We start from the raw sequence: 25,851 nt of genomic DNA on the forward strand, positions 1-25,851 counted from the left end.
GATATCGGCCGCTATTAGCGGCCGATAAACTAAGAATTAATGTCCGGTGCGGTTTTTCCAGTGCTTAGAGCTTCCTAAAACATTCAAAGCAACCTCTCGACCTGTTGACTGAATACTGTGCTGCAGGTAGTGGTTGGTGTCGCTGGGTTCTTGCTCTATGAAAGGTTTGTTGGCATAAAGCTGATAGTTTTTGCGGACAAGCCTTGGCGTGATATTCGGCATGATGACATTGCAGCCGTGCAAAATCCCCTTTTCACGACCATTTTCTTCAAGTGCATGTAAGGCAGTTGCGGCCGCAATATTGATATCCGGAATAACCAAACGGGTTGTTGCAATCATGTTAAGAGACAGGCGCATGAGTGCTTTTTCTTCCATCATGCCTTCCCCCAACATGTCTGCACCGTCACTGGTGATGTAGGGGCCCATGCCGATCATATCCAGGTCCAATTTTTGGAATGTACGAATATCCTGACACAGATCTTCGAGCGTTTGACCGGGAATGCCGATCATTACACCGGACCCAACTTGGTAGCCGGCTTGGCGTAAATCGGCTAATGCCTGATAGCGACGCTCCAAACCTTTTTCTCGTCCAGGGGCGTTGTGCAGGTGATCAAACAGTTTGGGATTGGAGGTTTCAAAACGCAAGAGATAACGTAAACCGATCGGGTTGCCGCTGGCTTGAGCCCATTGTTGATAGACCTCTAATGTCTGCTCGCCCAAGGACAGCGTTATACCGAGTCCATGGGGAAGCTCGGGGCTGACGGTTTTTTCGTGAATGGTGCGCAATACATCGGTGACAAAATTGATAAATTTGGGGTCCCGTCGCTCTCCCGATTGCAGGCAAATCGAACCGTAGTGGTTCTGGGCGGCCCAAATTGCCGCTTCTACAATGGTATTTTTATCCAATTCGTATCGGGGAACATTATGGTTGGATTTACGAATGCCGCAATAACGGCAATCCAACGTACAAATATTCGAAAATTCGATTAACCCTCTGTAGTAGACATTATTTCCAACGGTTTGAGTTGCACGATCATAAGCAGCCTTCTGAAGGATAGCTGCTTCTTCGGGATCTGTGACTGAGAGCAAGCGGATGATATCTTCGTTGCTGAATTCAGTTTGTTTGACGATCTCGGCAATGGTTTTCATGAAAATTCCTTAGAGCGTTTCCAAAGCTTTATCAAAAGCGGCCTTCGCATCCGGATGACAGGCCAGCACTCGAGGCAAAACTCCCTGCAGATAGGAAATCGTTACGCCATAATTGGTCATCGGTACACCTTGGGCTTTTGCCTGACGTAAGCGAGCAAGCATATGGCGTCGGGTAACGATGCAGCCGCCGCATTGAATAACAACCTTGTAGGGTGTTAAATCCAATGGAAAATCCTTTCCGACAGCAATTTCAATATCAAGATCGCCTACTGTCTTTTTAAGCCAATTAGGAATTTTTACGCGACCGATATCATCTTTTAGCGGATGATGAGAGCAAGTTTCAGCAATCAAAACTTTATCCCCGGGTTTTAACTTTGTCAGAGCCGCTGCACCGATGGCCATTTCCAGAAGATCGCTTTTGGAATAAGCCATCTGAATAGAAAATGTCGTAATCGGGATGGGTTCGGGCACTTCTTTAACAACTCGTAAAACCACTTGGCTGTCAGTTACGACAAGCTGCGGAGGTTGACGCAGTTCATTGAGAGTTTCCGTAATGCGGTCTTCTTTGATCACCAAGCACTTGGCCCCGGCATCCAGGAGTTCGCGAATCGCCTGCACCTGCGGGAGAATGAGACGTCCCTTTGGAGCTCCGGTATCAATTGGCGTGACAAGAATAACGGTATCGCCGGCTTTAGCTAAGTCGCCCATCAGCGGACGATCCGGTTCTGTCTTTTCAAGCACTGTTTCAATGAGAGCATCACGCAACAGCCCGATTCCTTCTCGGTTGACGGCGCTCACTTCAATGACTCGATAGCCGCGCTGCCGCAGTGAAGAAATCTGTTGAGCCTCAGGTTTTCTCAAATCGATCTTATTGAAAACGATGATGGTCGGAGTACCGTTAAGTTTGGTCTTTTTCAGAATATTTTCTTCGTGCTCGCCCCAAAAGCCTGACTCGCACACCACAATGGCGATATCCATCCATTCCAATACGGATAAACTTTTTTGTACTCGTGCCTGACCTAAGTCACCCACATCATCAATCCCTGCCGTGTCCATAAAAACAACTGGGCCGATAGGGGAGAGTTCGAAGGCTTTTTCAACCGGGTCGGTGGTCGTACCCGCAACACTGCTGACGATGGAGATGTTTTGATTGGCAAGTGCATTGATCAGTGAGGATTTACCGGCATTGCGCTTACCGAAAAGGCCGAAGTGAAGGCGTAATCCTTTCGGAGTTTCCATGCGGCTAGTGGCCATAATAAGTTTCCATTCAAATAAAAAAGGGACCCGCTAATAATAGCGAATCCCCTTTTATCAGACGAGTATCAACTTGATACTTTCGTACAAATTACTTTTCGAGGTTCGTACGAATAACGTCTTTTTCAAGCCACTTCGGAGAGTGGTGTTCGGCAGCTTCGTAAGAGATCGTGCCTTCGCCCGGACCCCATATGCCCTTGAAGTGTTCCCAAGAGAGCAAGGCCAACGGGATGTGAGCGCAAACAACCATCAACGAGCAGATGATAGAGCCCCAAACATGGAACATGTACATCCACCAGAAAGCACCCTTCGGAATCGCAGGAGCGAAGTAAAAGAGCATCCAACCGGTGACAGCGAGGCCGTACATCATGAAGAAGAAAATGAGGTAGCTCATCTTTTGGCCGCCGTTGTAACGACCTTGCGGCGGAACTTCTTCAGGACCGAACGGGATCTTGAAGAAACGACGCGGGTAACCGCCGAAGTTGCGGAACCACTTGATCGTGTCCATATCCCAGGTCAACAAGGCATTGAGCGTCGCAGCAAAGCGATGCGGCGCAAACACCAGATAGCCGATGAGGTTAAAGGTATAAACCACGGCGATCCAGATGTGCCAGATCATTAAGTTGTTAGCCGTTTCATCGGAGAGGTTGCCAAAGTAGACAGCCGCGCCGGTGAAAAGCAATGCAAACCACGTTACCGCATTGACGCCGTGAAAGACTTTGTCGGCGGGGTGGAATCGTAAAATACGTTCAGCCATTATTTACCTCCCAAAGCCGCTAATTGCGTGCGCGGATAGTAGTGGGTATGTAAAAGGTGGTGAGCCAATTCGCCGGTAGCCGGTTGCGTATGCATATCGGCATAGAAGCGAAGCACAGACTTGTTCTGGTGAGAGCAAGTCAGGCCATTTTCTTGGCAAATCTTGTCATCACGGTACAAACCGGCTTGACGTGCCTTAATCACGTCAGAACGACGTTGGATGAGGTCAACAACGGCATAGCCCGTGACACCGATGGCCAAAGCCGTAACACCGACAACCTTCAAAAAGCCGCGGCGACCAAGCATGGCAACGGTTTGTCGTTCGGTATATTCATACTTGCGCATTTATTGTCTCCATCCGATTAAATTTGCATGGGAACCGGCAACGTGGGGTTAAGCCACGTGGCGCTGTCGGTACGAACCGGTTGACCACCGCCGTTGACGCAACCGCCGGGGCAGTTCATCACTTCGATGAAGTGGTAACGGTTCTTGTCTTCCTTGATACGACGCAACACGGTTTCAAGACCTTGCAAAGCGCCGTTGACAACGCAGACTCGAACTTCAAACACCTTACCGCCCAACTTCTTGATGGGAACCGGGATGGTGGCTTCCACAATGGCATCCGTGCGACCGCGAACGATCTTGATGTCAGGGTTCTTGAGTTCTTCACCGGCTAACACAAAGTAAGCCGTACGTAATGCAGCTTCCATCACACCGCCGGAAGCACCGAAAATGGTACCGGCACCGGTGTAGACTTCCATCGTGCTGCGTTCCCGAGTCTTCGGCAATTCCAAGGGATTGATACCCTTGCGGCGGAAGATTTCTGCGATTTCACGAGCCGTGATGACAGCATCGACGTCTTGGAAGGACGGGGTATCGGCCGGGATGGCGCCCGTTTCAACGAGGTGATGCCAGGCAGCGTTCATTTCCGGACGAGCGGCTTCGAAAATCTTAGCCGTGCAAGGCGTTACGGCGACCACGTAAATGTCGCGCGGATCCTTCTTCCAGACGTATTCGGCCGCCCAGGTCTTAGCCACCGGGCCACCCATTTGGATCGGGCTCTTGGCCGTAGACAAATGCGGAATCAGACCCGGGTGGAACGTTTCAACGTTCTTGACCCAAGCCGGGCAGCAGCTGGTAAAGTGCGGGAAGGGGTGCTTGGCGGCTTCTTCCAATTCAGGACCGCGTTCGCCCAAGACCCAGTAACGGATCTTGTTGATGAATTCAAAACCTTCTTCCATGATCGTTTGGTCGGCACTTTGGTTCACGTCATAAGTGACGAAACCGGCTTTTTCCAAAGCATTCACGAATTGTTCCGTGACCAATTCGCCGGCCTTAGCGCCGAACTCTTCACCGACGGAAACACGAACAGCCGGAGACGGGTGAGCCACGACGAGTTTGTTGGGATCGTCGAGCATCTTCATCACTTCGTCAACGAAGCTCATTTGTTCGATCGCGTTGAAGGGGCAGGCGATCAAGCACTGGCCGCAAGACAAGCAAGCGTCTTCGCGGATGGAGTGGACAACACCCAAGCCGCCGGAGATGGCGTGTACCGGGCAAACTTTACGGCAGGTGTCGCAACCAACGCAGTTATCCTTGTTGATCTTGATCACACCGCGCAATTCACCGCGACGGAGGTTGCCAACGTATTCAGGTCCATTTTCTCCGTGCGCATTGGGCGGCGGAGTAAATGTATTGACCATAATCGTTTTGGACATGTTTAAATCTCTCCCAAGATTTACTGAAAATAGAATCTCTAAGTCACAAGTGCCTTGTGCACAGGTCTGCTTGAAACTCAGGGATTGTACGTACAATTCCTGTCGTCAGAGGCACGCCTTGGTCCGGGCAAAACCCCTGTCAACGGTGGAACTATAAAGAATTTTTACAAAAAATAAAGAAAAAAGAGTCAAAAAGAGCTACCTCAAAAGAGGTAGCTATGTCATTACATGTCGATCGCAGACAGAGGCTTTCTTAACTCAGCGCGAACATTGTCCATGCCGGAATAAAAAGCCTTCATCATAACCAAGCCTAAGAATTTACCGGCATCGGTAACAATGAGATTGTCGGGATCGGCTGGATTATCTTTGATGGCGCCGGCTAACTTTAATCCGAGCATTTCCTTAAATAAGGCTTTATCCAAGTCCACTCCGTGAACTTCTCGGAAGTACTTTCTCGATAAGCGAGCGGCAAATAAACCCAACAGCAGTCGATATTGCAAAATCGCGTGTTTGTCGAAGCGCTTTCTTCGCTCTACACCCATCTTGCCCTGACTGATGCGCTCGTTATAACGACGCAGACTAAACGTATTGACATACAGTGAGTCGCCAAGGAAACTGAAGGCGCCGGATCCGAGTCCGAGGTATTCATCATGATCGACGACATACTCATCAAAGCCTTCATCGTGAGAACGTCCGAATGTCCAGGAGGTGAGTTGATTGTAGTTTTTCCCCAACGTATCCAAAATGATGCGGTATTGAGCCGCCAGATCAGCCGTAGGGGCAGCAATGGTGTTTCGAACACTGGCTTTAGTTTGCGTGGTGACCATCAACGGATAGGTTGTGATCTGACGGGGATTTAATTTCATTAATAAATCCACATCCCGCTGCAAAATCTCTTCCGTTTGTCCTCTGAAGCCGAAAATCATGTCGACATTCATGATCGGAAAGAGTTCCTGAGCGGCTTGGATGCGTTCGAAAATTTGCTCGCCACTACCGAATTTTTCATACCGATCGATCATTTTGAGGATATTGTCATCGAAGCTTTGAACGCCGACAGACATACGATCGACCAAGCCTTTGAGGTTACGGAAACTTTCCGTCGCCAAATGAGCGGGATCGGTTTCACATGAGACTTCTTTCATGGAGGGGAAGAGTTTTCGAGCCAGTTCAATGGTTTTGATCAGCTCGTCTTCCAAAATAGTGGTAGTCCCTCCGCCGATGTACATAGAGGTAAAGTCATAGCCCATGTCGCGAGCCATCTGCATTTCTTTGCGCAAATTCACAAAATACTCGCGCGCTTTATATTCTTTGAAGATAAAGCGGTGAAATGTGCAGTACGAGCACAGAGTATGGCAGAACGGGATGTGTGCGTACATCATGTATTGATGACCGGGTTGAGGCTCCGGATGCCTGTCGAGAATAATGGGTTCGACATTGAGTTCTCGATCAATATAGTACTTCATGATGCGATCGGTCAGCCCGATCATCCAATCCGGTAGCAATTTGTTATGTTCAGCCATAATCTTCAATTCAATCTGTTCGCAGCAAAAGTTGCTATTTTAACGATGACCCGCATAAAGTGCTTGAATCTGCGGAGCAAACTTTTCGTTGAGCGCTTTACGCTTAAGTTTTAGAGTCGGCGTAATCAGCCCGTTTTCAATCGTCCAGGGTTCAAGCGTCATATGCACATTTCTGGGTAAGGCATATTGAGGGAAATCTTTTACGGCAGTTTTGATTCGCTTTAAAACGGCATTGCGCGTCACGGTCGCTAAGAGACTTTCGGGGTCATTAGGATCCAAGTCTAAGGTAGCTGCCAATTTTCTCCATTCCTCTTTATTGAGGACAACGATCGTGGAAATAAACGGGCGGTTTTCCCCAATGACATAGGCCTGATCAAAAAGCGGGTCAATTTCTATGGCCAGTTCCAAATCGGCAGGAGGCACTTTTTCACCGGTGCTCGTAACAATAATTTCTTTAATTCGCCCGACAATTCTCAAAAAGCCCTCGTGGTCAAATTCTCCGACATCTCCTGTTTTGAGCCAGCCGTCTTCCGTAAAGGCTTCTCGGGTAGCCTGAGGACGATTCCAATAACCTTTCATAACAGAAGGTGACTTCACTTGGATTTCATTATCTTCACCCAAACGCACCTCAGTTTCAGGCAACGGTTTGCCGACGGTGTTGGGGTGGTTGTAAGTCAGAGAGTTACCGGCAATGATCGGGCTCGATTCCGTCATGCCGTATCCCTGAATAATCGGTAAACCTAAACCACAAAAAGCCTTGGAGACTTTAGCATTAAGCGCCGCTCCGCCACTGATGGCAATACGGAGCTGACCGCCGAATTGATTGAGCAGCGTTTTGGAGACAAGACGCTCAAGAATAGGCCATACCACAGGGTCAAGCAGTGTTATACCACCTTTTTGTCTGGGCAAACCGTATTTTTCACAAAAACGTCTCCAGCCGACCTCAACCGCCCAACCGAATAGGAAGCGGACAAAACCGGACTCTCTTGCAAGTTTTGCCTGCACCTTTGCAAAGATTCTTTCATAAATGCGCGGAACGGAAATGATGACGTTGGGTCGGACAATTCTGAAGTCCTCGGCAAGCTGCTGGATGGAGCGGGTATACACAATCGTGCAGCCCATTCCGAGCGCAAGGTAATAACCTGCCATGCGCTCAAAAGTGTGAGAAACTGGAAGGAAAGACAAAAAGACATCGCTCGGTTTCGGATAAACCGTTTTTAAAGTGTTTAAAACATTGCTGACAACGTTTTTATGAGTAAGCATCACACCTTTGGGCTTGCCTGTTGTGCCTGAGGTGTAGACGATGGCTGCCAGATCACCTTCACTGGGTCCCTCCGGCAGCTCGGTAACGCCGTGACCGGTTGCAAGCCAAGATTCAAGGTCCCAATGTTTGACACCGTCCTGACGGGCTTCGGGAGAAGATTCTTCGGTAAAGATCACATGCCTTAAGTCGGGCATAACGGTGTGCGTGAGGTAGATGGCATCCCATCGGCTTTGACGGTTGGTGACGAGTACACTAGCCTGACTGTCAGCAATAATGAAAGCGCTGGAACCGGCTGTGTCAATCGCGTGCAACGGAACGGGGACACAGCCGTTAGCTAAAACAGCTTGGTCGCAACAAACTGCATCCACTCCGTTTGGCAATAAAATCGCTACGCGGTCTCCATGCTTGAGATTCATCTTGCAGAATGCCCTGCGCCACTGCTGAATCCGTTCATCCAGATCTCGATATGAAATTCTTTCCCAGGTATTTGATCTTCGGTCAAATTGCCTCAATGCCTCAGTATGCGGGGCAATTTTGGCACGGGCCGGAACAAATTGGTCCAATGTTTTTAATTGGCTGAGTGCTTTGAATCGAATTTCTGCAGAATCAATAGCCACGGTTCACCTCGGAAAAACAGATAAAAGCTAACAATGCGCCTATTTTAAGCTCAAAGACCAGTGTTTAGTGCTGTGTTTAGTAATTGCTTTTAGTTTTTCGTTTTGTAGCCGATTTTGAGCAACCACACTGAGACAGCAAAAAAAGTGAGGCAAGTGAGGCTTGCGCAAACGGTTGCTGTCAGAGGCTCGGTTTCAACGTAACCCAGAAATCCCCCGCGGAATCCGTCTATGAGATAGTAAAGAGGATTAAATTCAGAGAGCTCGCGCCAAGGTGAGGGTAACATCTCACATGAATAAAAGACACCGGACAGAAAGGTCAAAGGCATGATAAAAAATGTTTGAATGACTCCCATCTGTTCATAACGATCAGCCCAAATCGCAGTGATCAGCCCGAGTGCTCCCATAATGAATGCCCCTAAGGCAGCAAATACAAACACCCAAAAATAGGAACTGGCAGCAGGTGCTATCCAGATAGCAGTTGCAATCCAGACACAAGCTCCGACAATTAATCCTCTTAAAACGGATGACAGGATATAAGCTGCGGCAATTGATACATGATTGAGCGGTGTGACAAGTAAGAATGTCAGCGTGCCGGATATTTTTGATTGAACAAAAGAAGAAGAGCTGTTTGCAAAAGCATTTTGTAAAACAGCCATCATCACCAGACCGGGTACGAGAAACTCCAGATAAGGAGTTTGGGATTGCGTACTGACCCGATCCTGCAGAGCGGTTCCAAAAACTATCAGATACAGTAAAGATGATAGAACCGGAGCAGCAATGGTATGAAACGCGACTTTTCTGAAACGAATGATTTCCTTTTTCAGTAACGTCAGAAAAGCATTTTTTACACAAAAAATTTGAGCTGAATGTGTCATGTTCGGATTTATTGTTGCGTTACCTTAATAAAAAGATCTTCCAACGTCGCTCTGGATGTCTGCAGATTCTCAACAATACAGTGATTTGCCGACAGTGTATTGAGGATATAGGTAAGATCCTGAGCGTTAAAGAATCCTAAAACGTAATGTTGAGCTTCAAGCCGCAGTACTCTGCTTTGAAGATTCGCCGGGAAATTTCCCCTGATCAGTCTGAATCGGACGGTATTTTGTTCGATTGCATTGAGTAACTCATCGGTAGTACCGGCAGTGACTATTTCACCGTGGTTGATAATGGCAATTTCAGAGCAGAGATTTTGAGCCTCTTCCAAGTAATGAGTCGTTAAAACAATCGTATGACCTTTTTGATGCAGTTTTTCAATAAATTGCCAAAGCTGGTTGCGCAGTTGAACGTCCACGCCGGCGGTCGGTTCGTCGAGCACGATTAAAGGCGGTTTATGTACGAGAGCCAAGGCAACCATAACCCGTCTTTTCATGCCGCCCGACAGTAATCGGCATGGAGTCTGTATTTTTTCAGTCAGACCGAGGTTTTCTAAAATTTCTTCTATCCAGTCATCGTTATTTTTCAATCCGTAGTAGCCGCTTTGAAAGGAAAGCATTTCATAGACAGATAAAAAGGGATCGCAGAGGATTTCCTGGGCGACTACACCGATATTCATCAAAGCAAGTGTTTTGTTTTTTTCGATATCAAATCCGGCGATTCGAATTTGGCCTCGGGTGGGTTTAACCAGTCCGACCAATGAATTGATCAAAGTGGATTTTCCTGCGCCGTTGGGACCTAAGAGACCGAAAAAACTTCCTTCAGTGATTTGAAGATTAATGCCTTTAAGCGCTTCAAATCCGTTTGAATAAGTTTTATGTAAGTTATGAATATCAAGAATCGGAGAACTCATAGTAATCAGTCAATTTCGTAGCGAACCGGAATTTCTAAAGTGGCTGCCTTGCTAACTTGTGTTTTTAATCCTTTTAAGTGCTGAGCTGCTGAAAGAGTGGCCCGTCTGAATAGGGCATTGCCGCCTTCCTGAAGACGATAGTCTGTTACAGCGCCTGAAGCGTCAATGGAGACAATCAAAATTGTCTGTCCTTCAAGACCAATGTCACGTGCGCGTTTGGGGTAACGTTTGTTTTGCTCAATGACCTGAACAATCTGCATCAGTGCATTAGACATTTCGTTATTGGTTTGACCGCTGCCGTTGCTGCTTGCAGCCCGTTTGGAACTGCCTACGCTCTTTGTAACGTTTTTGCGCGGTCTTTCAATTGTTTTCTTTTTTTCTTTCGGCGGCTCTTTTGGTTTTACTTCGACAGGTTTGGGTTCCTCTTTAACTTTTTCTATGATCGGCTGAGGCTCTTCAAGATGGATTTTCCACGAGCTGGCGGGAACTGTCATGATGACCCAGCGAGGTTCCTTCTTCAAAGGTATTGCCATAGAATCGACCGGTTTAATCGGTTCTTGTTGGATGCTTGCTTTTTGCGGCATTGCCAGCGGATCGGAAAACTGTAAAAAAGCGACAGCCAGTAAAGTCATTGAAACGACACTGGTAAACAGTTTTGCAGTAAAACTCGCCTGACGTTCATCAGGTCCCTGTTGCATCGTGTTGTAGGCAATATGTTTGACGGGTTTCATTGTTTAGCCTGTGTGCTGATGACAAATCGCCCTTCATTTTTTTTCTTGGCTAAGTCCACAAGCGGAACAAAAGAATCAAAAGAGGCTTTCCCATCCATGTGGATATTGAGAATAGCGTTCGATGTGGCAGCAAGGGCACCCTCGACCTGCGCTAAAGTCACCGGTTGGTTATTCATCCAATACGAGCCGTCCGAGCGGACGTTGACACTCACTTGTCTGTCGGCGCGCTTTAGCTCTGCTGTTTCACTTTCAGGCAGGATGATTTCTAAGACAGGTTTAGAAAAACTCATCGTGACCACGAAGAAAATAATGAGCATAAACAGACAGTCGATGAGGGGAGTCAGGTCAATTTGCGGATCATCATCAATGGGCGAGAGGCCCGGTGGAATAAAAATGCTCATTTTCCTTCCTCTTCATCATTGACAGCATTGGAATTATTTTTATTACGAATGCGGTTCATAATTTCGAGCGCACGATAACTGTGTTCAACCGCCTCAATATGAAACCCTCTGAATTTGAGCATTAAACCGTAGTAGACCATTAAAACGGGAATGGCAATACAAAGACCCATAACTGTTGTAATAAGTGCCTGCCAAATACCTGCAGCCAATAATTCCGTGGAGGGAATCTCAGTGAAAGACAGTGTTTTGAAAACTTCTACCATACCGAATACAGTACCGAGAAGCCCCAATAAAGGAGAGATGACACTGATTAGCTTGAGCCATACAAGACCGTTACTGACCCTTTTGAAATTTCGGTGAAAAAGGTAGGCCACCTCCGCCCGGATATCATCGGAGTGAGAACCGTGAGTTGCGACAATATCGTAAATGATCCGAATTAACGGATTGGCAGTATTGGGATCAATATTTCGCAGACAGCGATCTCTGCCGCTTTCCAAGTCAAGGAAGTCTCGACGGAAATTTTTCCATACTCGATTTAAATAAGCGATGAGCCAAACAGAAACGTACAGGGCGTAAAGTGCAACAAAAATCAACGCGACACCCGCCGGACCGATTAATGTGTACAAAGACTCTAAATTTTCCATGACTTCAATCCTCAGGCTAAAAGCTCTCGGAAAGCTTCAGCAGCAGCCCTGTAGTCTTGCTCATTGGGGTGTTTTGCTGCTTCTTGCCGACGGGCAACGGATTCGGGAGTTTCCTTGTAACCCGGCATTTTTTTCATTTGCTCAATTAAAACCGGATTGATTTTGCCCTGACAGAGGAATGTGGCTTCTAGACGATTACCACGCTCTGAGCCGACAACTGCATCGCACTGACGTTTGAACCAATCTTTGGCACGTTCGCTTTGAGGGTTGCCGCCCATGGTGGCAAAAATCCCAAGAGATTTATTGCGAATATAAGGGACTAATTGAGCCAGATCGGGCGGCAGTCCCCCTTTGTCACACCAAAAACCGACGATTACTTCATTGTGTTGATCAAGAAGTTCTGTACATTTGAGCACATCTGTGGTGCGTTTAAGAGAAGTTGTCGGATAAACCCGATTGAGTGCCTCTCCGACTTTCCATGTGTTTCCCGTAATGGAGCTAATAATGATCAAAGCAGACATACATGACATCCTTTTATCAGCAAAATTGAGCTTTTGCTTTCATGAAACCTTCTTTAACCGATTCGATGAGCTGATGATTTTCCCGTCCGACATAGACGCTGAAGTGAAGTTTTTTATCTTTCCCGAAAAAAGCGACGTAATGAGATTCACGTCCCATAAACGGCATGGAAATAAAAGCAATGGTTTCTAAAGAGTCGGCATTAAGGTGACCGCCGATTACGGCGTCTTTAGACAAAATGTTGTAGTAGCCCATGCCGCGTTTGCCGGCGCTGAGTTTGGACTGAATTTCAAAGACATGTCCTTCATGAATGATAAACAGAGTCACTTTTTCCCATTGACTCATTTGTGCCCATAAAACATCGAAAGACGAGATATCTTTGATAAAGGAGCAGATCTCACTTGGCAGAGCTTGAGCGGCTTCTAAATCCGTGCAGCCAAGTTCCTTGGCAATTAATCCTAAGGTGACGGGCTTTTTAGCATTCATCAGTTCTTGAATTTTTTCTTTTTTATCCATTTTTATTCTCCGTAATGTGAAAAATCTTTTCTTTTAAGTGAATTCATTCTTAAAGCTTGATCTGCACACAAAGCAAGAAGCTCTAAGTCGTGAGTAATCAGTAAAACAGCCTTACCTCGATCGGCTTGTTCCTGCAAAGCTTGGGCAACTCGTTTCATATTGGCGCCGTCCAGTCCGCTGGTGGGTTCATCCAAAATGAGAATGTCCGGGTTTTTAGCTAATGCACATGCAATGACCAAACGCTGCTTTTGTCCGCCTGAAAGCGACTGAGGATGCCGTTCAGAGAGTTCCGTCAGGGAAAATGCTTCAAGCAGCTGATCGATGGTTTCGTTGGTATGCTGAGTCTGATTTGCCGCAAAAAGACAGGCTTTGATTTCTTCTCTTACACTGCGCATCTGCAACTGATGGTCGGCATTTTGAAGAACCAGTCCCGTGTGCTTAAGAAGCGTTTGAGCAGAGGTTTTTTCCCCTTTCAGATAGAGTTCTCCTGTACCGACATTCAGTCCGGTGATTAGGCGCGCCAAGGTGGTTTTCCCGCTACCGTTTTCTCCGATCAGGGCCGTAATACCGTGACCGATTTTGAAATGAATGTTTTTGAGCAAAAGCTCTTTGTGTTCAGCCGGTTGGCCTTTAAAGAGGCGTTTAAATTTAGCCAATTTGGAGTGACGGTTAGCCCGTTCATAATCAAAGGTGAGGTCAGAGGTCATCAAAATGGGATCTTTGGGATCACCTTCATGCAACGTATCCCGAACATCCGGTACATAAGCCTCGCGAAGGCCATATTCCTTTCGAAGTGTCTGATTTTCCAGAATTTCAAAAGAGCCCCGTTCTTTGATTTCTCCGTGTTGCATGACAATGACTTCATCAGCGACACCGTTGAGCCAATGCAAACGATGGTCAACGACCAAGATGGCAAAACCCAGCTGTTTGAGTCGTAAAAGTTCCTGGGCAAGCCGATCGGTAGCTTCCGGATCCAAGTTTGCCGATGGCTCGTCCAGGATTAGAGCTTGTGGTTCTGAAACAAGAATTTCTCCGAGGGCTACTCTTTGTTTCTGACCTTCTGAGAGTGCCGAAATAGAATGACTTAAAAGCTCTTCAATATGTAGGCGCTTGGCAACGCTATTGATGCGATTTTGTACAGTGTCTGGCTCTGCTCCGGAGACTTTCAGTGCAAAACCCATTTCGTCTCTGACATTGAGTGCAAAGAACTGATCTTCAGGGTCTTGAAAAAGCGTACCGACTTTTTCCGAAATATCGGAAACGGAACTTTTGTCCGTTTCTTTACCGAAGACGGAAACCCGCCCGGTCATTTCACCGGCGTAGTAGTGCGGACAAAGTCCGTTAGCTAAACGCATCAAGGTTGTTTTCCCACAGCCGGAAACACCGGTAACCAATACGACCTGACCGGGAGAGACTGTCAGATTCAGCGACTTGACAGCCCACTCACTCTGAAACGGATAGCGGTAGGAAACATTTTCAAATGTGATCATGATTCTTTCTCCGCTATCAGGGCATTCGTACCGCAGTAGGATCGATACCCCAACTGCCCAGGTATATTTCTGCTATGAGCGCTAATAACACAGTTAAAACTCCGACACTCATGGCTATCCAGTCGCGCTCAGAAAGTTTTCGTTCAGAGCAAAAAGCATGTGTTGCGTGGCTGCCCAATCCTTTGTCTAACCCCTTTAATTCGGCCGCAACTCCGAGTGCTTCGCTGCTTTTGAGCGCTCTGAATAAAATCGGCGTAAAGATTAGTCTTGCGCACAAAAACGGATGAGTGCTGAGCATTTTGAAATTTAATTGCCAGCCTCTGATTTTTAATGTTTCCCAGACTTGAGAAACGTCATGGGCAAAGGTCGGAATAAAACGGATCATGACCGTAGAGGGCAGCGTGATCACAAAGGGTAGCCTCAACTGAGAAAGGGCCGCCATAATGTTTTCAATTTTGGTGGAAAGCGCTAATCCCATGACCAGGTTCATCATGGTCAGACCGCGTAAAAAGGGGATGAGTAGGTTTTGTACCGTCATTTCTCCCAGGGCAGGGATAAAAAATGTGATGACAGCCGTGCAACCGATGGCCAATCCCATCATCAATGCCATGAGCAGATACAAAACAAAAACTAAAGTGGGACGCTTAATCAGCAAGGCCATCAAAAAACTCAACGCAAAAAGTATCAGTTGAGCTGCCAGACTGGAGTAGGCGATTGTTGAGATAGCTCCCAAAAGAGTGAGCAGTAATTTAGTACGCGCATCGATTTTCGTCAGAGTAGAGTGATTCATGCTTAGCTCCTGACGATACCGGCATGACGCAGTTCTTTTAACGCACGGTAACCTGTAAAAAGACCGAGAAGGCAACCTGTGTAACCGATGAAAATAATGGGCAGTACAGAAAGGATGAGTGCCGGCGTTTCCCGCATCATGAGGTAGGAGACGGCGACGGAAAAGAGTTTGGTACCAAGGTCATAAACGGCAACGCCCACGTATGTTGACCAAGAATGTTTGAAGCCCCCTGTTAACCAAATAGCGAATTCTGCTGCTAAAGCGCCGACCAGCGCGGCGGGCAGCAGCGTGATGCTTCCACCCATCAAAAGCACACTCACGATCATGGATACAGCCGTAAAGAGCAAAAGTGTTCCGCTTTTTCTGACTTTTGCTAAAAGCACAATCAACAATGTTGTGAACACAAGATTTTTAAGCATGAGCGTGACCGGGTTCATGCCGCCGCCCGCCAAAGCTATCAGGAGAGAGGACAGCTTGATGGCGGCGGCAAAAACGCCGATCATGACGAGTTCTTGCGATTTCCAATAGGCCGTTTTAACGGTCATTTTCATCACTTATTCAAGATGATCAGAACGTAGCGTTAAGCTTCATAGCGAAGTAACGTCCCGGTTCATAGATGGCGTCACTGGTTTGATACAGTTTGTCAGTGATGTTATAAAGACCGACATCAACGCTATAGGCATTTTTAGGTCCGAATGACACACCACCCGTCAAATTAAAGGTCGTAAAGCCACCGAATGAACCATCCTCATTGAGTTGATCAGTTTGGAAGTTCCAGGATTCTGTTTTGGTTTGACTTACGGCGTAAGCATCAAATCTAAACAAGGCACTGTCGTATTCGTTTTGATATCGAACACCATAACGGGCCATCACTTTAGGTGTGCCGGATTTAGAGGATTTGATGCCATTTTCTTTGTATTCTCGACGCATTAAGGTCAGAACTGTGTAGGGTTCAAAATCCCCGATTTTTACACTGGTATCTAATTCAAGGCCGATGGTTTGAGCTTCCCCCATGTTTGTATATTTGTTGAGACTGTCTCCAATGGCAATTGTTGTAATGTAATCATCTGCTTGGCTGTAGAAAATGGAACCGTCAACAGTCAAAATTCCGTTTGTATATCTGGCACCAATTTCGAAGTTATCCGAGGTCTCCGGTTTCAGATCCGGGTTGGCATAAGTTAATTCTCCACCCATAGAGGTATCAATAAATAACTCTTGTAAAAGCGGAGTCCGATAGCCTTGAGACCAGTTGGCGCGTAGCGCCAGATTCTCAAAGCCCTTATAAGTCACGCCAAAATTAAAAATGGCTTTTCCATCGCTGGTGTCATAACTACTTTTACCGACTTCAATGCCATCGACATTGAGGCTATGAGTGGTGTTGATATCCATGTCACTGTCCACCCATGTATATCTGACACCATAATTGAGAATGAGTTCGTCAAAAACCGTACTTTCCATTGAAGCAAACAGGGAATGACGGGTTTGTGAACCATTAAATTTTTGAATCTTTTCATACGGAGCGGTACCCATGACAGGTCCCTGACCCGGAACAAAACTCATGCTGGGAGTATGTCCGAAAGTTTGACTGCCGGCGTCAAGATCATCGTATGAGAATTCGTAGCCGGTGATTAAGTAATGATTCTGACCAAGAATCCAATCTGATTGAATGGAGGCTGAGGTTGTGTACAGGTCATTGTCAGCGAAATTGTCCATTAAAACCGACGTTGTGCCAAAAGGAGTAACAATTCCACCTTGTTTAACAAAATTTTCCATTAATTTGTGATTTTTTTCGTATGAGGCATCAATACGCAAGCGAGCAAGGTTTTCGGTTAGGTTTTTAAATTCACCGAAAAGACTTCCTCTCGTACGTTGCCATTCAGGAACATCGACAAAAAAATCTTCAGGAGCATAGGAAGTTGCCCCGGACATGAAATCCAAATCGAAGTGACTTAAAGATAGACCGATGGTCTTATTTGGATCAATGTCATAGGAAAGAAAAGCATTGGCTGCCTTAGAGCTAAATTCTGTGTGAGGCATCTTACCAACCGGAGTCTCGATGTTATCTGCATCACGAATGGCTCCACCGAAGCGATATTTCCAACCGTTTGCGGCCCCGTAGATAGAGCCGGACAACTCTTTGCCGCTCGAAGACGAATCAAAACCAGCTGATACTGAAGCGCCGAAAGTATCTTCGCCACCTTTTTTGGTGATGATGTTAACAGCACCGCCGATAGCATCTGAGCCGTAAAGAACTGAGGCCGGTCCGCGAATCACTTCAATTCTTTCAACTTGTGAGGGATCAATCAATAGCGGCACGCCAGACATGGATTTCTGTTCAGAAATGCGTTGACCGTCAATCATGACGAGTGTTCTGAAGGCATCCTCCCCGCGGATTTTAATTCGGTCAATACCTTGACCTCCGTCATTTTTTACCTGAATGCCCGGAACTTTGCTCTCCAATAAGTCAGCAATGGTTTTCGCACCGGACATTTCAGCGATGTCTTCACTGGTAATAACAGAAACACTCATGTTGACATCAATCAATTGTTGTTCAACACGAGAAGCTGTCACCACAACGTCCTGTGCTTTGTAACTATCAGCGGCTTGAGCACTGATGACAGGAAGGGAAAGAGCCACTGCTAGGGCGAGGCTTGTTTTTTTGAAAGAGAGACTGTTTGTCATCTTAGTCAATAGAGAAAAAGTTATTGGCTTTTCTCTTTAGGTTGAAAAATCTTTACTTTTGTTGGGCCAAGCGCTTGCCCAATACGTTGATCAACAGTTGGGCCATGGTGACATGCCAGAATTGCCCGGCAATGGTCTGTACCATCCAATCGCCGACAGGATTAATCAGGCCGGCTTTCGTCCACTGCTCAAAGACATCTCGGCTTAATTCATCAAGGGGCAGTGCGAAGCGATCGCTCAAGTGAGGCATGTTGATGCGACCCAGTTCCATTTCAGAAGAAACGGTACGAAGGGCGTGCCAGTAATCATTTGGGGCGCTCGCAAAAGCGATGGGTTTGATACCGGCTTCCAGTTTTTTGACCCAGTCTTCATACTTTCGTTCGATCATGAAGCTGTAACCGTTTAGTTTGCCGCCCGCGCCACTGCCGAAAGCCAGACAATCAGCAGCACTTTTACCGAAGCGGTTGTAGATATTTCGTTCGCGAAATGTTTGGCACCAATGGTTGTTGGACAGGCGGCGCCACTGAGCGTTGGTCAGTAATTCAACTGAGCGGGCAAACATCTCTGCACGCTCATCTTTGTCGGCGCCGGCGGGAAGTTTGCCGTTTGCAATAAATTTTCCGAGCGGAGACTTCTCAAAAACATTCAGCTGATAGCAATCGACACCATCTAAAGGAAGAGAGATGGCGGTTTTCACATCGTCTTCCCACACGGCCATATCTTGGTAGGGGAACCCGTAAATAAGATCACAGACGATACTGGCTTGATTAAAGGAAGCGAGCTTTTCAATCGCACGAACCATGCTTTCACGATCGTCAACACGACGCATGGTTTGGCGAACGTTTGTGTTGAACGTTTGAACCCCAAGAGAAACACGATTGACACCCGCTTTAAAGGCAGCTTCCATTTTTTCTTCAGGGAAGTGATGAATGCGTCCTTCAAGGGTAATTTCACAATCATTGGCAAGGGGAAGATATGTTCTGACTGCTTTGATTAGTCGATAAAGATCATAGGGCTCAAGAGCCGTAGGCGTACCGCCTCCGAAATAAACCGCATGAATCGGGGTAATTTGTTGAGCCGGCAAATCATTCCAAAGTTGTAATTCCTTAATCAAATGATCGGTGTAGTGGGCACTTGATTCGGGGCGCAGCGGATTTTGATAGAAAAGACAATAAAGGCAACGGGTTTCGCAAAACGGAACATGAATATAAGCCAAACCGGTCCCTTTTCTTTTAATTCCGTATTGATTCTTAATTACAGATACGGCTTCATCGCCAATAAATGTCTGTCCTGGAATGTGCGGATGAACAGCAGCTTTTCCTTTAAACGCATTTTTTAGGGGATTGTCAGAGAGTTCCGCTTCAAAATGAATCATCTCTTCAACCGTATTGGCGTGATTTCCAAGCATGTGACGTTGGGATGATTCGAAAGATTTATTTGAGGGGTTCAAATGCATGGCAACCCTTTGCCCATAAAGTAAGTGTTTAAAAATATTATTTAATGATAATCATTATCATTAGGTTGAGGATAATAAGTATCTATCTGAAAAAAATCAATTAATCTACTATATCAATAGAAAAAAGCTATCAAAAAATAAATTTCGATAGCTTTCGTATATGAGAGAAATTCTTATTAAGATTGTTCGGCTAAAGCTTTTTTGTTTTCGAGCTCATCCCAACGTTCATAACCGGTATTGATTTCAATATTAAGTTTTTCAATAGCTTCGGTTTGCTCTTTGATTTGTTGGGCCGAGTGATTGCTGTAGTAGTCCGGTGCACTCATTGCCTCAATCAGAGCATCACGGTCGGCCTCCATTTGCATCAGTTGACCTGGTAGGTTCTCCAACTCCTTATTTTCTTTATAAGTGAGTTTGATTTTGACCGTTTTAGGCTTTTTGGGAATCGGTTTTTCTTTTATTTCGGGTTTAATCGACTCGGTTTCCTTTTTGGGTCTGTAGTGGACCCAATCCGAGTAACCGCCGACATATTCTCGCCACAAGCCGTTACCTTCCGGGGCGAGGACTTCTGTTACAACGTTGTCAAGGAAGCGTCTGTCGTGGCTGACCAGAATCAAAGTCCCCGGGTAAGTTTGCAGGGTTTGTTCCAACAACTCCAATGAGTCGATGTCAAGGTCATTAGTGGGTTCGTCAAGAACCAAAAGATTGGCGGGCAATGCGAAAAGTCTTGCCAGAAGGAGTCGATTGCGTTCGCCCCCAGAGAGGTTTGATACCGGCACATTTGCGCGTCTGGGAGGAAACAGAAAATCCCCTAAGTAAGCCATTACGTGCTTTTTACTGCCGCCGATTTCAATCCACTCACTACCCGGAGAAATAGTTTCGGCAACGGTCTTATTGGGATCGAGCTGAGCGCGCAGCTGATCGAAATACGCAATTTGAAGGTTGGTGCCTAATTTCACCGTTCCGCTGTCGGGGACACGCTTGCCGAGGATGAGAGAAATCAACGTGCTTTTGCCCACACCGTTGTGACCCACAAGTCCCAATCGATCCCCTCTGAGCAGTTTGAAATTGAGATCTTTGACGATTACCTTATTGCCGAAAGAAAGGCTGACTTTTTCGAGCTCGGCCACAATTTTGCCGCTCTTCATTCCGGCGTCTATGTTGAGATTGATTTGCCCCAAACGGTCGCGTCGGGCGGCCCGTTCTTCACGTAAACGCTCCAGTCTTCTGACTCGGCCCTCATTGCGGGTGCGTCGTGCTTCAATTCCCTTTCGGATCCACACTTCTTCTTGAGCCCAGAATTTGTCGAACTTTCTACGTGCAATATCTTCTGCGTACAGTTCCTGTTCTTTCCTGTTTTCGTAGGCTTCGAAGTTTCCGGGATAACTTCTCAAGACTCCCCGATCCAGTTCGATGATACGTGTGCTGACCGAGTCTAAAAAAGCTCGGTCATGGGTGATGACCATCAGGGACTTAGAGCCTCGATATTGGTTCTTAATAAGATCTTCCAGGATAAGAATCCCCTCGATATCGAGGTGATTGGTGGGTTCGTCGAGTAGTAAAAGATCTTTATTCAAGGCAAATGCGAGGGCTAAAGCTGCTCGCTTCCTTTCGCCCCCGGAGGCGCCGTCAAGCGCACGTTCGGCATCTAACCCAAAACGATGCAGATACTCTTCAAGACGTGCGATTTGTTGCCATTTGAGCTGATCATCGTTTTCAAGATCCAATCCGGCTCGGGCGATAAGGGAATCGCGGATACTTGGAGCCGGCGGTAAGAATGGCTCCTGTTCAACATAGGCAATGCCTAAGCCGTCCATGATTGTTTTGGAACCGTCATCGAGTTTATCCACTCCGGCAATAACCCTAAGCAGAGAACTTTTACCGGTTCCGTTACGACCGATCACGCCGATTCGTTCCCCGTCAGCGACGGTAAGATTGGCATGGTCCAAAAGGGGTTGATCGCCGAAAGCGAGTTCGGCGTCTTGTAATGTTAAAAAAGTAGTCATGAACGAATTACGGGCGTTGTACCGGTGCAATCAATTGTTCTTCGGTAACGTTTTCAACTTTTCCGTTGAGGACCATGGCCGGTTGGGCAACACGTTTGACATCAGCGGTCAGTCCTTGGCTAAACGTCAGAGTACCGGTCGTACCATCAATGTGAATATCGGTTTGCCAGTGCATCCAATTACAGGCTAAACGATAGGCATCGACACCGAAAGCAAAAAGTCTTTTTTCAATTAAAGAGGCCGGCGGATTGACTCCAAAACTGGCCTTAAAGTCCGAATCGCTGTAGTGAATAACCAACGGTGAATCAACAAAACCGGAATTTTGTAAATCGTATGCCAGAGAGGCATAACTGCCTTGTCTGGTGTTGCCGGGGTTGATCATGCTGGTTCCCCATACTCGAGCCGTACGAGGCAGTCGGGGCTTAACCAGTGCAGCTGTACGAGCATCCATAGCCAGAAAGGCGGCCTGATAGGGAGCCGCTTCGAATTCGAGCTTGGCTCGGTATTGGGCCATCAGTCTTTCATTGCGTAATGTGACTCTTTGGTGGCCGTAAGGGTCTTCTGTAGCATCAGGAGGAGTCTCAAGCTGCGGTTTGGGAATGTCGCTACTTTCAATGCTGTAGAACTTCGGTTGTTGCATCAGTTCAGCAGTAAGCGTTTGTCGAGTGTAAGGGATTCCCAACTTTTGAAGTTCAATAGCATAAGTGTCGGCTATTCTGTGCTCAAGAGGAGAGTCTGCTTCAAAAATAGCAACACTCGGAACAACTCCATCAACGGTGATCGGCAGTGCCTTCACTGCAATAGCAACGATTTGTTTGGCCTCTTCCTCCTGAGACAAGGAGTAGTTCATCATCAATTCAGGTGAGGCAATTCCGTTTTGGGGTAAATTCAATGAAATCACCGGAAGCGGCAAAAACGGTAGCGAGGAGACCTCATTGACATCGTCCCGACCGATAGGGCCAATTGCCACGCTGGCACCCATTAAAGCTGCATCCTGTAGGTGTGATAATGCGTTTTGGCCGAATTTACGAGGCAGAAGAATAATTTCATAGGGAGAAGACTGTTGAGCATTCTCCGACTTGATGCCGCTCACAATAGAGTTGGCAAACGTGGTCATTGGACTGTCTTGGCTGGGCATCAAAACCGCAATTTTTATCGGGTTTTGAGAGTACGCATTTTGCGGTGTAAAGCCAATATCGGAAACGGCAAACGAAACCGCCGATTGGGCTGAACTCAATGAGCTAAAGCTCGCTACAATAGCCAGGCAAAGAAAACGAACAATTAAACGGGTATTCACGATGCAATCCAAATCCAATCAATGGTCAGAACAATTGCTAATGCAATTGGCAGGTCTCGAATCACAGACTCTTCCGGACTCCACTCTCTACATTGTGGGCCTGCCGATTGGAAATGCCGCAGATATTACTCTCAGGGCATTATGGGTGCTTGCCGGAGCCGATGTTATTGCTGCGGAAGATACGCGTGAGACCAAAAAACTTTTAGAGCGATTTTCCATTTCTGTCCCGACGGTCAGTGTCAGAGAACACAATGAAGTTGCTCAGTCCCATATGATAATTGAACGCCTGCAAAAGGGCGAGAAAGTTGCCATGGTGACCGATGCGGGAACACCCGCCGTATCCGATCCGGGGGCAAGACTGGTTCGGGAAGTACTCAAGGCAGGTTTTAAAGTGATGCCGATCCCCGGAGCCAGTGCAGTGATCACCGCTTTATCGGCTGCGGGGCTGGAGCCGGCCGGGTTTCACTTTGTCGGATTTTTGCCTCCTCAATCCAAGGCAAGACGGGAATCTCTGAGTGGTTTGCTCGGACAAAAAGAAAGTTTTGTTTTATATGAGGCTCCTCATCGTATCAAGGATGTTCTCAAAGACCTGTCCCAACTGACTCACCCTCAAAGGCGGGTGGTGGTGGCTCGGGAGCTCACCAAGAAATTTGAAACGTTTACGGTACTTACTGCTTCAGAATTGGAAACTTGGGCCAAAGCACACGAGCCGAGAGGGGAGTACGTTATTTTGGTTGACGTTGAACCCGACAACGACGCTCTGCAGTTGTCTGAAAAAGATAAACAATGGATTCAGGCGCTGGCCGCGGCCATGCCTGCCTCCAAAGCCTCGGCCGTAGCAGCCAAAATCGTCGGAGTCACCCGCGATGATATTTACCGTTGGCTGCTGTCGCAAAAAGGCGCTTAGTCTTCGTCGGTTTCTTTTCTTAAGGCGTCAGGGATCAGCGCCTTGAAATCATAAATGGATTTGTCCATTAGGTGAGAAGGAGCCACGCGTGTCATACTCATTAAGATGTTGTAGATACGACTGTCGTACTTCTGATCCCACTCACGCATCAGTGCTTTGATTTCCGCACGTTTTTTATTTTCAATTTTTCTGCAAATCTCTTTGGAAATGATGGGGTAATCTCTGTATTTAATCCATCTTTCGATTTCATATTCACGAACATAGGCCAATGGTCTGATGATGACATTTTGTCCATCATCACTTCTGAGGATCGGCGGCATGCCTTTGAGGCGCCCGCCGTAAAACATGTTCAAAAGCAAGGTACTGACGATGTCGTCCATGTGGTGACCCAATGCAATTTTGGTGACCCCTAGCTCCTTGGCCACTCTGTAGATAATCCCTCGACGTAAACGTGAACAAACCGAGCAGACATTACGTCCTTCGGGAATTACCCTTTTGACGATTGACCACGTGTCTTGGTCTTCTATGTGATAGGGCACGCCGATTTTTTCGAGGTAATTGGGAATCACATCTTTAGGAAAATTCGGCAAATGTTGGTCGACATTGAGGGCAATGAGTTCAAAAGGAACCGGAGCTCTTTTTTGTAGTTTCATTAAAACGTCAAGCAGCACATAACTGTCTTTGCCGCCTGACATACAAACCATGACCTTGTCGCCGCCTTCAATCATGCCGAACTCTGCGATTGCTTTACCGGCCAGTCGCATGATGCGCTTTTCATTCTTTTTTTCAGCAACGGATTTTTTGGGCTTTTTCTCGTCGCTGATTATTTCTACCGTATCGTCTTCGATGGGAATATTTTTGTCTTCAACAATTTGAATGATCTTATCGGTCATGACGCACCTTAAATATTTCAACCCCGGCGCTCTTAACACCCGGATAAGCTTGGGTCTTTTCGCTTCTGACAACAACCGCTATGAGCAAGGGATTGCGAAGCAATCGCTCAGCGATTAAGTCTACGAGGGTTTCCTGCAAACAAATATGTCCCTCACTTAAGATGCCGTCAATCGTCTCAATGACTTCATCGTAGTTATAGGCATTGCCAAGATCATCGCCCTCATTTTTAGTGTTGATAAAAAGTTCCACATTGATCACGACCGGTTGAGCGGCGGATTTTTCGTGCTCATAAGCCCCGATCATCATATTTCTTTGAACATCTTTGATAAGAATATGACGTGAATTTTTTAATAACGGGTCGTTGTACCAAGACATATCAAACCAATTCCTCAATGATTCGCAGTCGTGCACTGTGCAGCGCATGACCGATCATGGATTTATCCGAACAGGAGGCGGCGATTTTAGCCGAATCCATTTTCTTTATGTGCTCGAGAGCCGTAAGCCAAGGCTCCTTATCCGTTGTGTAAACTACATGAACTAAATTTAAGACGCTTTTGAGTCGTTGCGGACGTCTGATGGCATCAGCCTCTTCAATGACCTTCAAAATGTTTTCCGCATCCTTATGGTTGAATCTCTTTTTGAGTTTATTCCATAGAAAAACCGTCTCGGAGATGTCTGTCGGGGGTTTGAGGATCGACATAAACTTTTTGACCTTGTTTATGTCATCCTCACTATGCGTGAGGAGTGCAAACTTTTCGTTTTCTTCGAGCTGATTATTTTTATCCAGAAGAGAAAAAACGGTTTGATCAATCCGAAAGTTATTGAAAAACCGTTGCCAAAGTCCACAATTTTGCAATACGGTAACAAAACGCGAAGGGGTTTTCTCTGAAAGCGTTTTACGCATTTCAAGAAAAACACGCTCTGGCACTAAACTGTCCGCTTCGCCGTTAGCGACCATTTCTTTGAGTAATTCGAGCGTTTCCGGGGCAATGCGAAAGTCGGGTAATTTCGCACTGAAACGGGCAATGCGTAAAATGCGTACGGGATCTTCTTTGAAAGCCTCAGAGACGTGGCGTAAAAGTTTGTTTCGTATGTCATTGAGGCCTCCGTAGGGATCAATCAAATGATTGCCATCCAACGCCATGGCGTTAATGGTGAGGTCTCTACGCTTGAGATCTTCTTCCAAAGAGATCGTCTCTGAAGTGTGAAAGACAAAGCCGTGGTAGCCCGCAGCGACCTTTCGTTCGGTACGAGCCAAAGCGTATTCCTCATGAGTCTGTGGGTGAAGAAAGACAGGAAAATCTTTTCCGACCGGGTAAAAACCTCTTTTTATCATTTCTTCAGGCGTACTGCCGACAACGACCCAATCGCGATCCCCTTTATGTTTGGGGTATCCGAGTTCTTTTGTCAGGTAAAGATCGCGGACATAACCGCCTACAAGATAAATGTGCATA

Annotated in this window: 25 protein-coding genes; 1 reads left to right on the top strand and 24 read right to left on the bottom strand. The window is 46.7% G+C overall.

The window, feature by feature from the left end; genetic code table 11:
• Positions 1-36 precede the first annotated feature (36 nt).
• The 21 genes from hydE to H5985_RS00660 form a co-directional block, all read right to left on the bottom strand.
• Positions 37-1,149, bottom strand: coding sequence for a [FeFe] hydrogenase H-cluster radical SAM maturase HydE (gene hydE / locus H5985_RS00560; RefSeq protein ID WP_205049367.1), 1,113 nt, complete (start codon positions 1,147-1,149; stop codon positions 37-39).
• A gap of 9 nt (positions 1,150-1,158) precedes the next feature.
• Positions 1,159-2,403, bottom strand: a complete 1,245-nt coding sequence (gene hydF, locus H5985_RS00565) for a [FeFe] hydrogenase H-cluster maturation GTPase HydF (RefSeq protein ID WP_239481482.1) — start codon at positions 2,401-2,403, stop codon at positions 1,159-1,161.
• Positions 2,404-2,494: 91 nt separating this feature from the next.
• Positions 2,495-3,160 (bottom strand): cytochrome b/b6 domain-containing protein, encoded by a 666-nt coding sequence (locus tag H5985_RS00570; protein WP_205049368.1) that lies wholly within the window; start codon positions 3,158-3,160, stop codon positions 2,495-2,497.
• The gene (locus H5985_RS00575) at positions 3,160-3,504 is read right to left on the bottom strand and encodes an iron hydrogenase small subunit (protein WP_205049369.1); all 345 of its coding nucleotides are present in this window, start codon (positions 3,502-3,504) and stop codon (positions 3,160-3,162) included. Before H5985_RS00575 ends, H5985_RS00570 begins: the two co-directional genes overlap by 1 nt.
• A gap of 17 nt (positions 3,505-3,521) precedes the next feature.
• The gene (locus tag H5985_RS00580) at positions 3,522-4,877 is read right to left on the bottom strand and encodes a [Fe-Fe] hydrogenase large subunit C-terminal domain-containing protein (protein WP_205049370.1); all 1,356 of its coding nucleotides are present in this window, start codon (positions 4,875-4,877) and stop codon (positions 3,522-3,524) included.
• 224 nt (positions 4,878-5,101) lie between these two features.
• Complete coding sequence (locus H5985_RS00585) at positions 5,102-6,397, bottom strand: coproporphyrinogen III oxidase family protein (RefSeq protein ID WP_205049371.1); 1,296 nt, start codon at positions 6,395-6,397, stop codon at positions 5,102-5,104.
• Positions 6,398-6,436: 39 nt separating this feature from the next.
• Positions 6,437-8,278, bottom strand: coding sequence for an AMP-dependent synthetase/ligase (locus tag H5985_RS00590; protein ID WP_338124937.1), 1,842 nt, complete (start codon positions 8,276-8,278; stop codon positions 6,437-6,439).
• A gap of 89 nt (positions 8,279-8,367) precedes the next feature.
• Positions 8,368-9,153, bottom strand: a complete 786-nt coding sequence (locus H5985_RS00595; protein ID WP_205049372.1) for an ABC transporter permease — start codon at positions 9,151-9,153, stop codon at positions 8,368-8,370.
• An 8-nt stretch (positions 9,154-9,161) separates the two neighbouring features.
• Entirely contained in the window at positions 9,162-10,064 is a 903-nt protein-coding gene (locus tag H5985_RS00600; protein ID WP_205049373.1) for an ABC transporter ATP-binding protein, read from the bottom strand.
• A gap of 5 nt (positions 10,065-10,069) precedes the next feature.
• Positions 10,070-10,795: an energy transducer TonB gene (locus H5985_RS00605; protein ID WP_205049374.1), complete on the bottom strand. Its 726-nt coding sequence runs from the start codon at positions 10,793-10,795 to the stop codon at positions 10,070-10,072.
• Positions 10,792-11,196, bottom strand: coding sequence for an ExbD/TolR family protein (locus H5985_RS00610; protein ID WP_205049375.1), 405 nt, complete (start codon positions 11,194-11,196; stop codon positions 10,792-10,794). The genes H5985_RS00605 and H5985_RS00610 overlap by 4 nt, the downstream gene beginning before the upstream one ends.
• Entirely contained in the window at positions 11,193-11,840 is a 648-nt protein-coding gene (locus H5985_RS00615; RefSeq protein ID WP_239481483.1) for a MotA/TolQ/ExbB proton channel family protein, read from the bottom strand. The genes H5985_RS00610 and H5985_RS00615 overlap by 4 nt, the downstream gene beginning before the upstream one ends.
• Before the next feature lie 11 nt (positions 11,841-11,851).
• Entirely contained in the window at positions 11,852-12,361 is a 510-nt protein-coding gene (locus H5985_RS00620) for a flavodoxin family protein (RefSeq protein WP_205049376.1), read from the bottom strand.
• Positions 12,362-12,377: 16 nt separating this feature from the next.
• Positions 12,378-12,875, bottom strand: coding sequence for a heme utilization cystosolic carrier protein HutX (gene hutX, locus H5985_RS00625; protein ID WP_205049377.1), 498 nt, complete (start codon positions 12,873-12,875; stop codon positions 12,378-12,380).
• Positions 12,876-12,877: 2 nt separating this feature from the next.
• Complete coding sequence (locus H5985_RS00630; RefSeq protein WP_205049378.1) at positions 12,878-14,365, bottom strand: ABC transporter ATP-binding protein; 1,488 nt, start codon at positions 14,363-14,365, stop codon at positions 12,878-12,880.
• Positions 14,366-14,381: 16 nt separating this feature from the next.
• Positions 14,382-15,155 carry an energy-coupling factor transporter transmembrane component T family protein gene (locus tag H5985_RS00635; protein WP_205049379.1) on the bottom strand — a complete coding sequence of 258 codons (774 nt, stop codon included), beginning with the start codon at positions 15,153-15,155 and terminating at the stop codon, positions 14,382-14,384.
• Between the two features lie 2 nt (positions 15,156-15,157).
• On the bottom strand, positions 15,158-15,700 hold the full coding sequence (locus H5985_RS00640) for an MptD family putative ECF transporter S component (RefSeq protein WP_239481484.1): 543 nt from the start codon (positions 15,698-15,700) through the stop codon (positions 15,158-15,160).
• A 22-nt stretch (positions 15,701-15,722) separates the two neighbouring features.
• Positions 15,723-17,837, bottom strand: coding sequence for a TonB-dependent receptor plug domain-containing protein (locus H5985_RS00645; protein ID WP_205049381.1), 2,115 nt, complete (start codon positions 17,835-17,837; stop codon positions 15,723-15,725).
• Between the two features lie 52 nt (positions 17,838-17,889).
• A complete protein-coding gene (gene hutW, locus H5985_RS00650; protein WP_239481485.1) occupies positions 17,890-19,245 on the bottom strand; it encodes a heme anaerobic degradation radical SAM methyltransferase ChuW/HutW in 1,356 nt (451 codons plus the stop codon).
• Positions 19,246-19,469: 224 nt separating this feature from the next.
• The gene (locus H5985_RS00655; RefSeq protein ID WP_205049382.1) at positions 19,470-21,299 is read right to left on the bottom strand and encodes an ATP-binding cassette domain-containing protein; all 1,830 of its coding nucleotides are present in this window, start codon (positions 21,297-21,299) and stop codon (positions 19,470-19,472) included.
• A gap of 7 nt (positions 21,300-21,306) precedes the next feature.
• Entirely contained in the window at positions 21,307-22,596 is a 1,290-nt protein-coding gene (locus H5985_RS00660; protein ID WP_205049383.1) for a penicillin-binding protein activator, read from the bottom strand.
• Position 22,597: 1 nt separating this feature from the next.
• Here H5985_RS00660 and rsmI point away from each other — a divergent pair, with 1 nt between their 5' ends.
• The gene (rsmI, locus tag H5985_RS00665) at positions 22,598-23,503 is read left to right on the top strand and encodes a 16S rRNA (cytidine(1402)-2'-O)-methyltransferase (protein WP_205049384.1); all 906 of its coding nucleotides are present in this window, start codon (positions 22,598-22,600) and stop codon (positions 23,501-23,503) included.
• Here the strand turns inward: rsmI and ttcA are convergent.
• The 3 genes from ttcA to H5985_RS09510 are packed head-to-tail and all read right to left on the bottom strand — an operon-like array spanning position 23,500 to position 25,850.
• Positions 23,500-24,396, bottom strand: coding sequence for a tRNA 2-thiocytidine(32) synthetase TtcA (ttcA, locus tag H5985_RS00670; RefSeq protein WP_205049385.1), 897 nt, complete (start codon positions 24,394-24,396; stop codon positions 23,500-23,502). The two genes, rsmI and ttcA, sit on opposite strands and share 4 nt — an antisense overlap.
• On the bottom strand, positions 24,386-24,772 hold the full coding sequence (locus H5985_RS00675) for a dihydroneopterin aldolase (RefSeq protein ID WP_205049386.1): 387 nt from the start codon (positions 24,770-24,772) through the stop codon (positions 24,386-24,388). The genes ttcA and H5985_RS00675 overlap by 11 nt, the downstream gene beginning before the upstream one ends.
• A 1-nt stretch (position 24,773) precedes the next feature.
• Entirely contained in the window at positions 24,774-25,850 is a 1,077-nt protein-coding gene (locus tag H5985_RS09510) for a tRNA nucleotidyltransferase/poly(A) polymerase-related protein (protein WP_205049387.1), read from the bottom strand.
• Between the last annotated feature and the right edge of the window lies 1 nt (position 25,851).

The organism is Parasutterella secunda (genome assembly GCF_016901835.1).
Lineage (GTDB): Bacteria > Pseudomonadota > Gammaproteobacteria > Burkholderiales > Burkholderiaceae_F > Aphodousia > Aphodousia faecavium.

Excerpts from the sequence above, each read along its gene's own strand:
- hydE (WP_205049367.1), bottom strand. The coding sequence starts at position 1,149 with ATGAAAACCATTGCCGAGATCGTCAAACAAACTGAATTCAGCAACGAA.
- hydF (WP_239481482.1), bottom strand. The coding sequence starts at position 2,403 with ATGGCCACTAGCCGCATGGAAACTCCGAAAGGATTACGCCTTCACTTC.
- H5985_RS00570 (WP_205049368.1), bottom strand. The coding sequence starts at position 3,160 with ATGGCTGAACGTATTTTACGATTCCACCCCGCCGACAAAGTCTTTCAC.
- H5985_RS00575 (WP_205049369.1), bottom strand. The coding sequence starts at position 3,504 with ATGCGCAAGTATGAATATACCGAACGACAAACCGTTGCCATGCTTGGT.
- H5985_RS00580 (WP_205049370.1), bottom strand. The coding sequence starts at position 4,877 with ATGTCCAAAACGATTATGGTCAATACATTTACTCCGCCGCCCAATGCG.
- H5985_RS00585 (WP_205049371.1), bottom strand. The coding sequence starts at position 6,397 with ATGGCTGAACATAACAAATTGCTACCGGATTGGATGATCGGGCTGACC.
- H5985_RS00595 (WP_205049372.1), bottom strand. The coding sequence starts at position 9,153 with ATGACACATTCAGCTCAAATTTTTTGTGTAAAAAATGCTTTTCTGACG.
- H5985_RS00600 (WP_205049373.1), bottom strand. The coding sequence starts at position 10,064 with ATGAGTTCTCCGATTCTTGATATTCATAACTTACATAAAACTTATTCA.
- H5985_RS00605 (WP_205049374.1), bottom strand. The coding sequence starts at position 10,795 with ATGAAACCCGTCAAACATATTGCCTACAACACGATGCAACAGGGACCT.
- H5985_RS00610 (WP_205049375.1), bottom strand. The coding sequence starts at position 11,196 with ATGAGCATTTTTATTCCACCGGGCCTCTCGCCCATTGATGATGATCCG.
- H5985_RS00615 (WP_239481483.1), bottom strand. The coding sequence starts at position 11,840 with ATGGAAAATTTAGAGTCTTTGTACACATTAATCGGTCCGGCGGGTGTC.
- H5985_RS00620 (WP_205049376.1), bottom strand. The coding sequence starts at position 12,361 with ATGTCTGCTTTGATCATTATTAGCTCCATTACGGGAAACACATGGAAA.
- hutX (WP_205049377.1), bottom strand. The coding sequence starts at position 12,875 with ATGGATAAAAAAGAAAAAATTCAAGAACTGATGAATGCTAAAAAGCCC.
- H5985_RS00630 (WP_205049378.1), bottom strand. The coding sequence starts at position 14,365 with ATGATCACATTTGAAAATGTTTCCTACCGCTATCCGTTTCAGAGTGAG.
- H5985_RS00635 (WP_205049379.1), bottom strand. The coding sequence starts at position 15,155 with ATGAATCACTCTACTCTGACGAAAATCGATGCGCGTACTAAATTACTG.
- H5985_RS00640 (WP_239481484.1), bottom strand. The coding sequence starts at position 15,700 with ATGACCGTTAAAACGGCCTATTGGAAATCGCAAGAACTCGTCATGATC.
- H5985_RS00645 (WP_205049381.1), bottom strand. The coding sequence starts at position 17,837 with ATGACAAACAGTCTCTCTTTCAAAAAAACAAGCCTCGCCCTAGCAGTG.
- hutW (WP_239481485.1), bottom strand. The coding sequence starts at position 19,245 with ATGCTTGGAAATCACGCCAATACGGTTGAAGAGATGATTCATTTTGAA.
- H5985_RS00655 (WP_205049382.1), bottom strand. The coding sequence starts at position 21,299 with ATGACTACTTTTTTAACATTACAAGACGCCGAACTCGCTTTCGGCGAT.
- rsmI (WP_205049384.1), top strand. The coding sequence starts at position 22,598 with ATGCAATCCAAATCCAATCAATGGTCAGAACAATTGCTAATGCAATTG.
- ttcA (WP_205049385.1), bottom strand. The coding sequence starts at position 24,396 with ATGACCGATAAGATCATTCAAATTGTTGAAGACAAAAATATTCCCATC.
- H5985_RS00675 (WP_205049386.1), bottom strand. The coding sequence starts at position 24,772 with ATGTCTTGGTACAACGACCCGTTATTAAAAAATTCACGTCATATTCTT.
- H5985_RS09510 (WP_205049387.1), bottom strand. The coding sequence starts at position 25,850 with ATGCACATTTATCTTGTAGGCGGTTATGTCCGCGATCTTTACCTGACA.